General features: G+C 60.2%; 14 protein-coding genes and 6 tRNA genes. 9 read left to right on the top strand and 11 right to left on the bottom strand.

The window, feature by feature from the left end; all coding sequences use genetic code 11:
* Positions 1-10 precede the first annotated feature (10 nt).
* The gene (locus APH28_RS24215) at positions 11-721 is read right to left on the bottom strand and encodes a hypothetical protein (RefSeq protein WP_060512998.1); all 711 of its coding nucleotides are present in this window, start codon (positions 719-721) and stop codon (positions 11-13) included.
* A gap of 173 nt (positions 722-894) precedes the next feature.
* Between APH28_RS24215 and APH28_RS24210 the strand changes: the two genes are divergently transcribed.
* Both APH28_RS24210 and APH28_RS24205 read left to right on the top strand, forming a co-directional pair.
* Positions 895-1512 (top strand): recombinase family protein, encoded by a 618-nt coding sequence (locus APH28_RS24210; protein WP_060512997.1) that lies wholly within the window; start codon positions 895-897, stop codon positions 1510-1512.
* Positions 1512-1781: a hypothetical protein gene (locus tag APH28_RS24205; RefSeq protein ID WP_223623680.1), complete on the top strand. Its 270-nt coding sequence runs from the start codon at positions 1512-1514 to the stop codon at positions 1779-1781. The genes APH28_RS24210 and APH28_RS24205 overlap by 1 nt, the downstream gene beginning before the upstream one ends.
* A 37-nt stretch (positions 1782-1818) precedes the next feature.
* On the opposite strand, the gene APH28_RS24200 is transcribed toward APH28_RS24205, so the two are convergent.
* The 3 genes from APH28_RS24200 to APH28_RS24190 all read right to left on the bottom strand — a co-directional run bounded on the left by APH28_RS24200 (position 1819) and on the right by APH28_RS24190 (position 3161).
* Positions 1819-2463, bottom strand: coding sequence for a hypothetical protein (locus tag APH28_RS24200; protein WP_060512996.1), 645 nt, complete (start codon positions 2461-2463; stop codon positions 1819-1821).
* Between the two features lie 141 nt (positions 2464-2604).
* Positions 2605-2680: transfer RNA gene (locus APH28_RS24195), tRNA-Thr, on the bottom strand.
* Between the two features lie 70 nt (positions 2681-2750).
* A complete protein-coding gene (locus APH28_RS24190; protein ID WP_060512995.1) occupies positions 2751-3161 on the bottom strand; it encodes a pilin in 411 nt (136 codons plus the stop codon).
* Positions 3162-3376: 215 nt separating this feature from the next.
* Here APH28_RS24190 and APH28_RS24185 point away from each other — a divergent pair, with 215 nt between their 5' ends.
* The 4 genes from APH28_RS24185 to yacG are packed head-to-tail and all read left to right on the top strand — an operon-like array spanning position 3377 to position 6274.
* Positions 3377-4585, top strand: a complete 1209-nt coding sequence (locus tag APH28_RS24185) for a type II secretion system F family protein (protein ID WP_060512994.1) — start codon at positions 3377-3379, stop codon at positions 4583-4585.
* A 2-nt stretch (positions 4586-4587) separates the two neighbouring features.
* Positions 4588-5454 carry an A24 family peptidase gene (locus tag APH28_RS24180; protein ID WP_060512993.1) on the top strand — a complete coding sequence of 289 codons (867 nt, stop codon included), beginning with the start codon at positions 4588-4590 and terminating at the stop codon, positions 5452-5454.
* Positions 5454-6077: a dephospho-CoA kinase gene (gene coaE, locus APH28_RS24175; protein ID WP_060512992.1), complete on the top strand. Its 624-nt coding sequence runs from the start codon at positions 5454-5456 to the stop codon at positions 6075-6077. The genes APH28_RS24180 and coaE overlap by 1 nt, the downstream gene beginning before the upstream one ends.
* Positions 6074-6274 (top strand): DNA gyrase inhibitor YacG, encoded by a 201-nt coding sequence (gene yacG, locus APH28_RS24170; RefSeq protein ID WP_060512991.1) that lies wholly within the window; start codon positions 6074-6076, stop codon positions 6272-6274. The genes coaE and yacG overlap by 4 nt, the downstream gene beginning before the upstream one ends.
* Positions 6275-6411: 137 nt before the next feature.
* Here the strand turns inward: yacG and APH28_RS24165 are convergent, their stop codons facing one another.
* Entirely contained in the window at positions 6412-7104 is a 693-nt protein-coding gene (locus APH28_RS24165; protein WP_060512990.1) for an energy-coupling factor ABC transporter permease, read from the bottom strand.
* Positions 7105-7204: 100 nt separating this feature from the next.
* Between APH28_RS24165 and APH28_RS24160 the strand changes: the two genes are divergently transcribed.
* From APH28_RS24160 to APH28_RS24150, 3 genes are all read left to right on the top strand, one after another.
* A complete protein-coding gene (locus tag APH28_RS24160) occupies positions 7205-7834 on the top strand; it encodes a DUF1780 domain-containing protein (protein WP_027918232.1) in 630 nt (209 codons plus the stop codon).
* A 132-nt stretch (positions 7835-7966) separates the two neighbouring features.
* Positions 7967-8140: a DUF3094 domain-containing protein gene (locus tag APH28_RS24155; RefSeq protein WP_060512989.1), complete on the top strand. Its 174-nt coding sequence runs from the start codon at positions 7967-7969 to the stop codon at positions 8138-8140.
* Positions 8141-8224: 84 nt separating this feature from the next.
* Positions 8225-9520 carry an NAD(P)/FAD-dependent oxidoreductase gene (locus APH28_RS24150; protein WP_060512988.1) on the top strand — a complete coding sequence of 432 codons (1296 nt, stop codon included), beginning with the start codon at positions 8225-8227 and terminating at the stop codon, positions 9518-9520.
* Positions 9521-9613: 93 nt separating this feature from the next.
* On the opposite strand, the gene APH28_RS24145 is transcribed toward APH28_RS24150, so the two are convergent.
* From APH28_RS24145 to clpB, 6 genes are all read right to left on the bottom strand, one after another.
* A tRNA-Lys gene (locus tag APH28_RS24145) sits at positions 9614-9689 on the bottom strand.
* Between the two features lie 6 nt (positions 9690-9695).
* Positions 9696-9772: transfer RNA gene (locus APH28_RS24140), tRNA-Pro, on the bottom strand.
* 50 nt (positions 9773-9822) lie between these two features.
* A tRNA-Lys gene (locus tag APH28_RS24135) sits at positions 9823-9898 on the bottom strand.
* Positions 9899-9904: 6 nt separating this feature from the next.
* A tRNA-Pro gene (locus APH28_RS24130) sits at positions 9905-9981 on the bottom strand.
* A 4-nt stretch (positions 9982-9985) separates the two neighbouring features.
* A tRNA-Asn gene (locus APH28_RS24125) sits at positions 9986-10061 on the bottom strand.
* Positions 10062-10508: 447 nt separating this feature from the next.
* Positions 10509-13073: an ATP-dependent chaperone ClpB gene (gene clpB / locus APH28_RS24120; RefSeq protein ID WP_060512987.1), complete on the bottom strand. Its 2565-nt coding sequence runs from the start codon at positions 13071-13073 to the stop codon at positions 10509-10511.
* Positions 13074-13161 lie beyond the last annotated feature (88 nt).

The raw sequence follows: 13161 nt of genomic DNA, 5'->3' as shown, positions 1-13161 counted from the left end.
TCAACGTAGTTTATATCTCGAAGGAGCGGCCAGGATCTCTGGGATCAATCAAGATGATCTTATCCCAGCCGCGTCTTTCGATCTGTACAGCATCCGCGAATAACTCCTGATCAAATTTGCTTAAACCCATAGCAATCATGTCTACCAAGATGAGCCACCACTGACCGTATCTCTCCTGCACCTTTGCTATCTTGAGCGCTTTTTCGTCAATGCATAACTGAAGATTGGTCTGCATCATCTCGAACAACCACCCGGTACTGTCTCTATCGGATGCAGATGCAAAAACAAATTGCAAATCATGGGCTACTTCAGCCGGAGTTAGCGTTATCCGAAATCCCTCTGTCACCTCGATTACTTGCCGCCCCTCCCGTGGCTCATGTCGAAAATCTAGCAAAGATTTCTTAAGCAAGCTGGGCAGGCGTTTGAACTCAGGAACAGGCCTTTTGAGCGAATAGCTCAACCACCAGCTTCGACCAGATGTAGGTGGCCCTAGCTCAAGAAGTGCACGTTTCACATGGTTCCATAGGGCGATTCCTTTCTTGTCAAGCGCCTCGGGATGCTGCCCCGAGGATGTATGGTGGTGGTTGAGTCTACGGACCTCTACTGCTACGCGACCATCACATACAAAGTCCGGTGGAACATTGCCGTCAGGCTCAAATTCAATGGTAGTAAATCCCTGACGACGCAGGTATTCCTTAGACAGCGCTTCAGCTTGATCCATTTATGGCTCCTCAGGCGATATTCGTCTAGAGCATACCGCACGCACAGCATCTCACCATGGGTATGCCTAGGCTGATACGGGCAATTTGAGCCTTTATCGGCCTTTCCGCTTGATAAGTATCACCCAAAATGCAACAGTATTAGGACAACACCCTAACTGATACAGGTTGCACTATGTTCATCCGCGCGTACCTCCGAGCATCCACCGACGAGCAAGACGCCGGCCGCGCCCGAGCCTCCCTGGAAAAGTTCGCCAGCGACCATAACAAGGTCATCGCCTGCGAGTACCTGGAGAACGCCAGCGGCGCCGCTGCGGATCGGCCTGAATTGCTTCGCCTGCTGAAGGATGCCCGCAAGGGTGATGTGCTCCTGGTCGAATCCATCGACCGCCTCTCCCGCCTCCCCGCTGATGACTGGGCCAAGCTCAAGGGCGCGATCGACGCCAAGGGCCTGCGCATCGTCGCGCTTGACCTGCCCACCAGCCATCAAGGTATGCGTGACACGCAAGGCGACGAGTTCACCGGCCGGATGCTGGCCGCGATCAACTCGATGTTGGTGGAGATGATGGCCGCGATCGCCCGGAAGGACTACGAGCAGCGCCGCGAGCGCCAGGCCCAGGGTATCCAGAAGGCAAAAGCGGCCGGCAAGTATCTGGGGCGCCCGGTGGATGAGGAGCTGCACAAGCGGGTCAAGGAATTACTGGGCGCCGGCTTGGGTATCAGGGGGACGGCCAGGCACGCCAACTGCTCCACAACCACAGTGCTTCGCATCCGGGAAAGCATCGCCCCCTGATGCATCATATTGCTATCATTGCGGCCCTTTTCAAGGATCAAGGACAGGCGATGGCTAAGCATGAAGTAAACTTAACGCTGCACACGAAGCTGGTTCAGCGTAAAGACGTAGAGATAGAAATCAGGAAGGACGATGCGAAGCTTGGTGAGCTGTTAATCAGCCAAGGGTCGATCGACTGGAAGCCGAGAGGTGCTCAGCACAAGCTCAAGCTGTCATGGACCCAATTTGCCGAGCTAATGGCGGAAAAAGGGAAGCGAGTCAACGACTGATCGAGACAAGTCTGGAGGCCGGCAGCCTCACGGAACACTATGCGTCGTAGGTTTCTTTGAGAGCTCGGAGCTTTCTAGTCATGATAGAGCTTTCCTCTTTGAATCCAGCATGAGCCTTTTGCAACGCATCGGTTCGTGGGGCCATGGCTTTGACAAACTCTAAGCCGGAACTCGCTGGCGGACTGTCCCGATACTCAACCAGATAGTGAATCACGTGCGAGCGGAGCAGCTCGGCGTGATTGACCCACTCCCACTCATTATCGGCCACAATCTTATCCATCCAAACACATTGATCCTCAAGCTCCTTGAGATAGCCCCCTAACGCCCTTTCGTTCAAATAGGTCAGGACCTCGAAATCGACAGGCGTGCCTGACACCAGTAGTTCGGTAGCCACGCGCTGAAAGCTAACGTCAACCCTGTGAAGCGCCGCCATCGCAGTCCAAATCACGTTCATCCCTTTTTCGTATCTGACTTGGCGCTTCCACATTGTGAAACCCAGCATTGCGAAAATGACTAGCGCGAGCGACGTAATAGCTTGTGCAGCGGTGGACCAGGCGGCTACGGCAGCGATTATGTCCTTCATCTCGGCGTTGCTAATCGCGGCTGAGGCTAACATCGCTGTAGTGAGCAGCAAGAGCGCAACTGCGAGGCACCAAAAGCCAAAGGCATAAGGGTTTCTCATGGCGGAACAGCCCTAAATTCATTAAGGATAATCATAAAAAAAGCCCCACCAGTAGAAACTGCGCGAGGCTTTTTTGCTGTCAGGCTGCTGTCATGGCGGGATTCATGACGGAAATGAATTCTCTGCAGTGACCGAATTTACTGGTGCCGGGGACAGGAATCGAACCTGCGACCTTCGCGTTACGAGTGCGCTGCTCTACCGACTGAGCTACACCGGCGTGTAGCGCAACGTACCACTGCCGCACCCGCCGCGTAAACCCCTGTTTCCCCGGCTTTATTCCCCTCCCCTCAGGGCGCTTTGCAGCCCTTCGGCGCGAGGTCTTCCTCGATATCGGTCGTGCAGGTCCAGCCAGTAGGCAAGCGCGTCAGGGCAAGGCTCTTGCCAACCACATTGGTCGGCGCATCAACCAGGGTGCATGCAATCGTGCCAACCCCGTCAGCCGCCTTGCTGCTCACCGCAATCGCACAGTTCGCCGTAGCCGGCTGGCCACCCAACTCGGCCACACTCCCCACATCCTTGCCTTCATTCAACCGCAGCTCCATCGCCGTCTTCAGCGCGCTGATCTCCAGCAACCCGGCAGCAGCCTTGGTGCGGGACTGGTGGTTGGTATACATCGGGAGGGCGATGGTCGCCAGAATGCCGATGATCGCAACGACGATCATCAGTTCGATCAGGGTGATACCGCGTTGCCCTTTCATGAACGATTTCCTTTTTGATACGTGTACGTGTGGAGTTCAGGCTCGACCCCAGCTGGCAGCGGCGCAGTAGGCCTGAACAGACACCTTTTGTCACCCCTACCCACTAGGGCGTCACCTTCGCTGAACTACTCTAGTGAGCATCACGGACGTACGCCCGCTCATGGACGCGGCAAGCTGTTTCCAGGCTTGTCGCAAGGGCAGAAAAGGACCTTTGCATGAAGCCATCCACACACCTCTATACCTGGCGCGGTACCGATGCCAATGGTGCAACAGTCAGCGGCCAGGTCAGCGGGCGCAGCCCGGCCTATGCGCGGGCCGGCTTGCAGCGCCAGGGCATTCACGTGGCCAGCCTGCGGGCGGCCGGCGGGTTTGAATGGCGTTTGCCGAAGGCGCCGGAAAAGACCGACCCGGCGGGCTTCAGCCGGCAGCTGGCGACCTTGCTCAAGGCTGGAGTGCCACTGTTGCAGGCCTTCGAGGTGATGGGCCGTAGTGGCTGCAGTGCGGGGCAGGCTGCCTTGCTGGATAAATTGAAACGGGATGTGGCCTCGGGGCTGGGGCTGGCGGATGCGCTGCAGCGCCACCCGACGTGGTTCGATGGGTTGTACTGCAACCTGATTCGCGTGGGCGAGCAGTCCGGCACGCTCGATCGACAGTTGGAACAACTGGCGGGGATGCTGGAGCAGCGCCAGGTGCTGCGTAAGCGGGTGCGCAAGGCGATGCTCTATCCGCTGCTGTTGCTGCTGACCGGGTTGGGGGTTTCGGCGGTGTTGTTGCTGGAGGTGATTCCGCGTTTCGAGAGCCTGTTTGCTGGTTTCGATGCAGCGCTGCCGGCCTTCACGCAGTGGGTGATCGACTTGTCCACAGGGCTGGGGCGCTATGCGCCGCTGTTGTTGATAACAGGGGTTGGCTTGGGACTCGCCTTGACCCGGCTGTATCAGAAGCATGCGCCAGCACGCCTGTGGATAACTGCACAGGCTTTGCGCCTTCCTGTCTTCGGCAGGCTGTTGAGCCAAGCGGCCCTGGCGCGCTTCGCTCGCACCCTGGCCACGTCCTATGCTGCTGGAGTGCCGTTGCTGGATGCACTCGTCACCGTGGCCAAGGCCTGCGGCGACGACCTGCACGAGCAGGCGGTGCAACGCTTGCGTCAGGGAATGGCCAACGGGCAGGCGCTGAATCAGGCGATGGCCAATGAACCGCTGTTTCCGCCATTGTTGGTACAGCTCACCGCCATCGGTGAATCCAGCGGTACGCTGGACCAGATGCTGGAAAAATCCGCCAGCCATTACGAGGAACAGGTCAGCCAGGCGCTGGACCAGTTGACCAGCCTGCTGGAGCCGGCCATCGTGCTGATCCTGGGCTTGCTGGTCGGTGGCCTGGTAGTGGCGATGTACCTGCCGATCTTCCAGTTGGGTAGCTTGATCTGAACATGACTTCATGGACTTTGCTGGCCGAGCAGCCGGCGTACTTCATCACCCTGGCGGCTGTGCTCGGCCTGTTGGTGGGCAGTTTCCTCAATGTGGTAGTGCATCGCCTGCCGATCATGCTTGAGCGCCAGTGGCAGCGTGAGGCGCAGGAGGTGCTGGGCCTGCCGACCACCGAGCACGAACGTTTCAACCTGTCCCTCCCCGCCTCCCACTGCCCGCATTGCAAGCACGCGATCCGCGCCTGGGAGAACATCCCGGTACTGAGTTACCTGGCATTGGGCGGGCGCTGTTCGGCATGCAAGCAGCCGATCAGTGCGCGTTATCCACTGGTCGAGCTGGGCTGTGCGCTGTTGTCGATGGGGGTGGCCTGGCATTCCGGCGCTGGTGTGGAGGCGCTGGCACTGCTGCTGTTGACCTGGAGCCTGCTGGCAGTGAGCCTGATCGACCATGACCAGCAGATTCTGCCCGATGTCATCGTCTTGCCAACGCTGTGGCTGGGCTTGATCGTCAATGCCTTCAACACCGTGGTGCCGTTGCCAGATGCGCTGTGGGGCGCGGTGGCCGGGTACCTGAGCCTGTGGTCGGTCTACTGGGTATTCAAGCTGGTCACCGGCAAGGAAGGCATGGGCTATGGAGACTTCAAGCTGCTGGCATTGATCGGCGCCTGGGGCGGCTGGCAGGTATTGCCGGTAACCTTGCTGCTGTCGTCGGTGATCGGCCTTGTGGCGGGCCTGTGCCTGCTGCGCGTGCGCAGGCAATCCGTGGGTACGGCCATACCTTTTGGCCCTTATCTGGCCATTGCGGGGTGGATTGCTGTGCTCTGGGGTGATGAAATGTACGCCTTCTACCTGCAACTGTTTGGAATGTGATGACCACCAAGGCCTTCACCCCCTGGATTCTCGGCTTGACCGGCGGTATTGGCAGCGGCAAGAGCGCCGCTGCCGAGCGCTTCGTCGAACTCGGCGTGCACCTGGTCGATGCCGACCAAGCGGCGCGCTGGGTGGTCGAGCCCGGTCGCCCCGCACTGGCCAGCATCGTCGAGCGCTTCGGCCCTGGCGTGCTGCTGGACGATGGCCAGCTTGATCGTGCTGCCCTGCGCCAGCTGATCTTTGCGGACCCGGCCCAACGCAAGTGGTTGGAGCAATTGCTGCATCCGCTGATCGGGCAGGAGATCTTCAGCTACCTGGCTAAGGCCGAGTCGCCTTATGCGGTGTACGTGTCGCCGTTGCTGATCGAGTCGGGCCAGTACCAGAAGGTCCAGCGCGTGCTGGTGATCGATGTGCCGCAGGAACTGCAGGTGGCGCGCACCCTGGCACGTGACAACACCAGCCCTGAGCAGGTGCAGGCCATTCTCAAGGCCCAATTGAGCCGGGAAGAACGCCTGGGCCATGCCGACGATGTGGTGGTTAATCACGGCGACCTTGCCGCGCTGCATGAGCAGATTGACCGCCTGCACCACTTTTATCTGACTTTACGAGGAGGCCAGCCATGAGCCAGCCATTGACCGTCGATTGCCCGACCTGTGGCGCACCTGTGGAATGGAACGAGAAAAATGCGTTCCGGCCGTTCTGTTCCGACCGCTGCAAGCTGATCGACCTGGGCGCCTGGGCGGCCGAAGAGCACAAGATTCCGGTGGCGCCGGATGCCGAGGATGAGCTGTTTTCCGAGGAACTGGGGCCGCGGCACTGACCAGATTTTTTGGTGGCCTGAACTGGCCTCTTCGCGGGTAAACCCGCTCCCACAGGGATCGCATCGCTTCTGAATGCTGCGCAGTTCCTGTGGGAGCGGGTTTACCCGCGAAGAGGCCGGCACTGCCAATACAATTCTCAGCGCTCATCATCCTTCCACGGCGCCTGCAAATACCGGGTTCGGTTAAATGTCTCCAGCCACTCCGGGCAAAACACCACCAGCGCACTGATCACCATGCCGTTGATGAACGCCTCCGGGAACATCATCAACCACAGGTAGCCGATAAAATCGCTGAGCCACTCCGGCATCGCAAAGCGGCCATCCAGCCATAACACCCCTAACGCCACCGGCACACAAATCAACACCGTCAGCGCAGCCGGAAAGAACCCCGAACAGAAGATATAGACGAACAGGTTTCGCGGCTGTGCCCGTTCGACCAGGATCGCGCACACCTCGGTGATCAGCACCGGCAAGCCCACCAGCAGCAAGCCATTGACCCCAAGCGCCGCGAGGTCCTGCCGCCCCAGCGCCAGCAAGCCCAATTGGGCGAGGAAACCGCCCAGAACAGCCAGCGGCCAGTCCAGCAGCAAGGTCACCGCCGTCATGCCGATGAAGTGGTACGACACCCCCGTGTCGAAATCGCGCCTGACCAGCCATAAGGTAAACAGGCAGAACACCGTGCCAAACAAAAGGTGCTGGCGGCGTCGGTCGGTCACCAGCTCGACCCAGCGCGTGCGGCTGGCTGCCCAGATCAGCAAAGGCACGTAGCCAAGCCAGCCTATGGCCAGGCTGGTTGTGGATAAAACCTGCGCGCTGATCACCTGGGACATATCCCTTTCGGCCGTGTGGATAAACCGAGTCTACACCCTGCTCCGTTTCCCACGCACAAACAGCATCTTACCGTCATCGATTAGGGCTAAGCTTGTTCCCATGGATGACTCAGACTACCTGCGCCTGCTTACCATCCAGGCCGAACAAGCCAACGCCTTTCTCTCCAACGCCCGCAAGTGGGAGCGGGAGCGGTGGGTGTGCCAGCGCCTGTTGCAAGGGCTGAACATCCCTTACCGCAGCGAGGACTTCACGCCGGCCGGACAGGAGCCACCGGACGTGCTGTTCCGCGATGCGGCATTCGAGGTGTTTTTCGTGCTCGACGAAGGCCGCAGATTGAACGACGAGTGGCGTGAAGAGCTGCAGCGCCGGCGCAGTGCGTTTTCCCTGGCCCAACTGGTGCGCCGCGAAGCGCGCCCGCGGCGCATCGCCGCCGCCGAGCTGCTCGGGCGCCTGGCGCCGACCTTGCGCAAGAAGGCGCACAACTACCGCGAGCGCGGGCTGGACCTGAGCGAGCTGGACATCATCGCCTTCGCCAGCCTCAAGCGCGAAGTGCTCGACCTCAACACCCACTTCCCGCCGCCCACCGAATACCTGCGCCAGGGTTGGCGCTCGCTGTCGCTGGTCGGGCCGACCTTCGCCCGGGTGCTGTTCGCCCACCCCGATGCCCCGGACTTTCTGCGCGGCAACCTGGGGCGCAGCATTGTCTTCGACGTGGGCATCAGTCTTTGATCCACTGCCGAGAGTCTTTGCGATGGCGTAAACTCGGCGCCAGGGATAGAAAGCATTATCATTTGTTTGACCCGCTTGCATGAACGCTGTGGCGTTCGTGCAGTCACAAACGTCTACCTGACGAGGTCCACCATGACCAGCCGCCTGAATCCAGAAGATCAGCGTCGTGTCGATGAGTATCTGCGAGCCCCCCAGCACCAAGTCGAGCGCCGGCCTTTTCGGCCCTGGCTGCTCCTTGTGCTGGTACTGGCCGTGACCATCGGGTTGGGTCTGATCAGCCGCCTGCTGAGTGAACTGGTGCTATGAGCTGCTTCGCGCTCGCCCTGTTATCACGCCGTGTGCGGCCGGCCCCTGGGGCCACGAATTCCGTAAACCTTATGAGATATCCCCATGACTCATCGCATCGTGATTGTCGGCGGCGGCGCCGGCGGCCTGGAACTGGCGACCCGCCTGGGTAAAAGCCTGGGCAAGCGCAAGCAGGCCGAGATCACCCTGGTCGACGCCAACCTCACGCACATCTGGAAGCCCCTGCTGCACGAAGTGGCCGCCGGCTCGCTGAACTCCTCGGAAGACGAACTGAACTACGTGGCCCAGGCCAAGTGGAATCACTTCAACTTCCAGCTGGGGCGCATGAGCGGCCTGGACCGTGAAGGCAAGCAGATCCAGCTGGCCGCCACCCTCGATGAAGAGGGCCGCGAGCTACTGCCTGCGCGCACCCTGGGCTACGACACCCTGGTGATCGCCGTCGGCTCCAACACCAACGACTTCGGCACCCTGGGCGCGGCACAGCACTGCCTGTTCCTCGACACCCGCAAGCAGGCCGAGCGCTTCCACCAGCAGCTGCTGAACCACTACCTGCGTGCCCACGCCGGCGACGTGGCCAGCGAGCAGATCAGCGTGGCCATCGTCGGCGCCGGTGCCACCGGTGTGGAGCTGGCGGCCGAGCTGCACCACGCGGCCCACGAACTGGCAGCCTACGGCCTGGACCGCATCCAGCCCAAGGACATGCACATCACCCTCATCGAGGCGGGCCCGCGCGTGTTGCCTGCGCTGCCAGAGCGCATCAGCGTGCCGGTGCACAAGACCCTGGAAAAACTCGGGGTGAAGGTGCTGACCAACGCTGCGGTCAGCGAAGTGACCGAGGATGGCCTGAAGACCAAAGACGGTGAAGTGATCCAGGCCAGCCTCAAGGTGTGGGCTGCGGGCATCCGTGCGCCGGGCTTCCTCAAGGACATCGACGGCCTGGAAACCAACCGCATCAACCAGCTGGTGGTGCGCCCTACCCTGCAGACCACCCGCGACGACAACATCTTCGCCTTCGGTGACTGTGCCGCCTGCCCGCAACCAGGTAGCGACCGAAACGTGCCGCCACGGGCCCAGGCCGCGCACCAGCAGGCTTCGATGCTGGCGCAGAGCCTGAAGGCGCGCCTGGAGAACAAAGCGTTGCCGACGTACGCGTACAAGGATTACGGTTCGCTGGTGTCGCTGTCGCGCTTCTCCGCGGTGGGCAACCTGATGGGTAACCTGATGGGCAGCGTGAAGCTAGAGGGCTGGCTGGCGCGGATGTTCTACGTGTCGCTGTACCGCATGCACCAGATGGCGCTGTATGGGTTCTTCCGCACGGCGTTGATGATGCTGGGCAGCAAGATTGGTCGAGGCACTGAGCCGCGCCTGAAGCTGCACTGATTGGAAAGGGAGGGTCGCTCAGGCGGCCCTTCTTTTTGCCTTTTTTCCGAGGCAAAAGAAAAAGGGCATCTCATGCGAGATGCCCTTTGTTCATGGTGGGTCGTGTAGGATTCGAACCTACGACCAATTGGTTAAAAGCCAACTGCTCTACCAACTGAGCTAACGACCCGGAAAATGGTCGGGGTGAGGGGATTCGAACTCCTGACATCCTGCTCCCAAAGCAGGCGCGCTACCGGACTGCGCTACACCCCGAGGTCTTACTTAAAAAAAAGGGCACCTCAATCGAGATGCCCCTTTTTACATGGTGGGTCGTGTAGGATTCGAACCTACGACCAATTGGTTAAAAGCCAACTGCTCTACCAACTGAGCTAACGACCCGGAAAATGGTCGGGGTGAGGGGATTCGAACTCCTGACATCCTGCTCCCAAAGCAGGCGCGCTACCGGACTGCGCTACACCCCGAGATTGGCTCCGCGACCTGGACTCGAACCAGGGACCCAATGATTAACAGTCATTTGCTCTACCGACTGAGCTATCGCGGAACTGAACTTCGGTACATCTTTACCACTTCGAAGCTTGTGTTAGCTTCGGACTCTTTGGCTTCTTCGCTTTCGCGTTGTCGCTGCTGAGGCCGGCTATTCTACATTCTTCGTTTTGCTTGTCAACCACTTTTTTTCATTCAACTTACTGATTTGTAAGTTGTTTTGCGGTCACCTGTGTTGCTGGTGATTCGCTTAGTGCCTGACAACGCGGCGTATATTAGGGGCACTCGATTTTAGATGCAAGCAGAAATTTCAAAAATTTCAGGGGGTTATCTCGAATGCCCGGAAAGGCCCGGATTTGCTGGGCCTGTGAGGGCCCCTTCGCGGGGCAAGCCCGCTCCTACAGGGTAATGTGATCTCCTGTAGGAGCGGGCTTGCCCCGCGAAGGGACCCTCACAGGCGGACACAAAAAAGCCCCGCCGAAGCGGGGCTCATTTGCAGCAGTGATCAGGCAAAGACGATTTCGTCGCCTTCCACCTTGGCGGTAATCGCCGCTCCCGGGAAGAACTTGCCAGCCAGGATCAGCTGCGCCAGCGGGTTCTCGATCCAGCGCTGGATCGCCCGCTTCAGCGGCCGTGCGCCATACACCGGGTCGTAACCCACGGCGATCAGCTTGTCCAAGGCTTCCGGGCTCAGGCTCAACGACAGTTCGCGCTCGAGCAGGCGGCTGCGCAGGCGACCAAGCTGGATCTCGGTGATACCGGCGATCTGCTCGCGGCCAAGTGGCTCGAACACCACCACTTCGTCGATGCGGTTGATGAACTCCGGACGGAAGTGCGAACCCACCGCATCCATCACCGCCGCACGCTGCGCTTCGCGATCACCCACCAGCTCCTGGATCTGCGCCGAGCCCAGGTTGGAGGTCATCACGATCACCGTGTTGCGGAAGTCCACGGTGCGGCCATGGCTGTCAGTCAGGCGGCCGTCTTCGAGCACCTGCAGCAGCACGTTGAACACATCCGGGTGAGCCTTCTCCACCTCATCCAGCAGCACCACCGAGTACGGCTTGCGGCGTACCGCTTCGGTCAGATAACCGCCCTCTTCATAACCGACATAGCCTGGTGGGGCGCCGATCAGACGAGCCACGGAGTGTTTCTCCATGAACTCGGACATGTCGATGCGCACCATGGCCTCTTCGGTGTCGAACAGGAACTCGGCCAGCGCCTTGCACAGCTCGGTCTTGCCCACGCCGGTCGGGCCGAGGAACAGGAACGAACCACTCGGCCGGTTCGGGTCGGACAGCCCGGCACGGGAACGGCGCACGGCGTTGGCAACCGCAGTCACCGCCTCGCCCTGGCCGATCACCCGCTGGTGCAGCAGCTCTTCCATCTTCAGCAGCTTCTCGCGCTCGCCTTCGAGCATCTTCGCCACCGGGATGCCGGTCCACTTGGACACTACTTCGGCAATCTCTTCCTCGGTGACCTTGTTGCGCAGCAGCTGGTTCTCGGTCTTGCCGTGCTGGTCGACCATCTGCAGGCTGCGCTCCAGGTCCGGGATCACCCCGTATTGCAGCTCGGCCATGCGGCTCAGGTCGCCTTTACGACGGGCGGCTTCCAGCTCCTGGCGGGCCTGCTCGATCTTTTGCTGGATCTGCGCAGAGCCCTGTACTTCGGCTTTTTCCGACGCCCAGATTTCTTCCAGGTCGGAGTACTCGCGCTCCAGCCGCTCGATTTCCTCAGTGAGCTTCTCGAGACGCTTCTTGGCCGCCTCGTCTTCTTCTTTCTTCAGCGCCTGGGATTCCACCTTCAGCTGGATCAGGCGACGGTCGAGGCGGTCGAGCACTTCCGGCTTGGAGTCGATCTCCATGCGGATGCGGCTGGCCGCTTCGTCGATCAGGTCGATGGCCTTGTCCGGCAGCTGGCGGTCGGTGATGTAACGGTGGCTGAGCTTGGCCGCGGCAATAATCGCACCGTCAGTGATGGCCACCTTGTGGTGCACTTCATAGCGCTCTTTCAGGCCACGCAGGATGGCGATGGTGTCTTCCTCGCTCGGCTCTTCCACCAGCACTTTCTGGAAGCGACGCTCCAGCGCCGCGTCCTTCTCGATGAACTGGCGGTACTCGTTGAGCGTGGTGGCGCCGACGCAGTGCAGCTCGCCACGGGCCAACGCCGGTTTGAGCATGTTGCCGGCGTCCATGGCGCCCTCGCCTTTGCCGGCGCCGACCATGGTGTGCAGTTCGTCGATGAACAGGATGATCTGGCCTTCCTGCTTGGACAGCTCGTTGAGCAGGCCTTTGAGGCGCTCTTCGAACTCGCCGCGGTACTTGGCACCGGCGATCAGCGCACCCATGTCCAGCGCCAGCAGGCGCTTGCCTTTAAGGCCATCGGGCACTTCACCGTTGATGATGCGCTGGGCCAGGCCCTCGGCGATGGCGGTTTTACCCACGCCAGGCTCACCGATCAGCACCGGATTGTTTTTGGTACGACGTTGCAGCACCTGCACGGTGCGGCGGATTTCGTCGTCACGGCCGATCACCGGGTCGAGCTTGCCTTCTTCAGCGCGCTTGGTCAGGTCGACGGTGTACTTGTCCAGGGCCTGGCGCGATTCTTCGGCGTTGGCGTCATTCACCGCCGCGCCGCCGCGCAGGTTGTTGATGGCGTTTTCCAGGGCCTTCTTGCTTACGCCCTGGCTGAGCAGCAGCTTGCCGAGCTTGCTGTTCTCGTCCATGGCGGCGAGCAGCACCAGTTCGCTGGAAATGAACTGGTCGCCCTTCTGCTGGGCCAGGCGGTCAGCCTGGTTGAGCAGGCGCGCCAGATCCTGCGACATGTTCACGTCACCGGTAGGGTTCTGGATTTTCGGCAACTGGTCGAGTTCTTTCACCAATGCCTGGCGCAGGCTGTTGATGTCGAATCCAACCTGCATCAGCAGTGGCTTGATCGAACCGCCCTGCTGCTCGAGCAGTGCCTGCAACAGGTGCACGGGCTCGATGGCTGGGTGGTCCATGCCAACGGCCAGGGATTGGGCATCGGATATTGCAAGCTGAAGCTTGCTGGTCAAACGGTCTATTCGCATGGTGTACCTTCCTTTAAAGGGCAGGTCGGAGCGATGGACAGCGCCTGTTTATGAAGAAACCTGCCTGAGATGACCTTATAGATAAGGC

Source organism: Pseudomonas sp. NBRC 111124 (genome assembly GCF_001320245.1).
In the GTDB taxonomy this organism is placed as follows: Bacteria; Pseudomonadota; Gammaproteobacteria; order Pseudomonadales; family Pseudomonadaceae; genus Aquipseudomonas.
This window is presented reverse-complemented; position numbering and strand designations above follow the sequence as displayed.

Excerpts from the sequence above, each read along its gene's own strand:
- APH28_RS24215 (WP_060512998.1), bottom strand. The coding sequence starts at position 721 with ATGGATCAAGCTGAAGCGCTGTCTAAGGAATACCTGCGTCGTCAGGGA.
- APH28_RS24210 (WP_060512997.1), top strand. The coding sequence starts at position 895 with ATGTTCATCCGCGCGTACCTCCGAGCATCCACCGACGAGCAAGACGCC.
- APH28_RS24205 (WP_223623680.1), top strand. The coding sequence starts at position 1,512 with ATGCATCATATTGCTATCATTGCGGCCCTTTTCAAGGATCAAGGACAG.
- APH28_RS24200 (WP_060512996.1), bottom strand. The coding sequence starts at position 2,463 with ATGAGAAACCCTTATGCCTTTGGCTTTTGGTGCCTCGCAGTTGCGCTC.
- APH28_RS24190 (WP_060512995.1), bottom strand. The coding sequence starts at position 3,161 with ATGAAAGGGCAACGCGGTATCACCCTGATCGAACTGATGATCGTCGTT.
- APH28_RS24185 (WP_060512994.1), top strand. The coding sequence starts at position 3,377 with ATGAAGCCATCCACACACCTCTATACCTGGCGCGGTACCGATGCCAAT.
- APH28_RS24180 (WP_060512993.1), top strand. The coding sequence starts at position 4,588 with ATGACTTCATGGACTTTGCTGGCCGAGCAGCCGGCGTACTTCATCACC.
- coaE (WP_060512992.1), top strand. The coding sequence starts at position 5,454 with ATGACCACCAAGGCCTTCACCCCCTGGATTCTCGGCTTGACCGGCGGT.
- yacG (WP_060512991.1), top strand. The coding sequence starts at position 6,074 with ATGAGCCAGCCATTGACCGTCGATTGCCCGACCTGTGGCGCACCTGTG.
- APH28_RS24165 (WP_060512990.1), bottom strand. The coding sequence starts at position 7,104 with ATGTCCCAGGTGATCAGCGCGCAGGTTTTATCCACAACCAGCCTGGCC.
- APH28_RS24160 (WP_027918232.1), top strand. The coding sequence starts at position 7,205 with ATGGATGACTCAGACTACCTGCGCCTGCTTACCATCCAGGCCGAACAA.
- APH28_RS24155 (WP_060512989.1), top strand. The coding sequence starts at position 7,967 with ATGACCAGCCGCCTGAATCCAGAAGATCAGCGTCGTGTCGATGAGTAT.
- APH28_RS24150 (WP_060512988.1), top strand. The coding sequence starts at position 8,225 with ATGACTCATCGCATCGTGATTGTCGGCGGCGGCGCCGGCGGCCTGGAA.
- clpB (WP_060512987.1), bottom strand. The coding sequence starts at position 13,073 with ATGCGAATAGACCGTTTGACCAGCAAGCTTCAGCTTGCAATATCCGAT.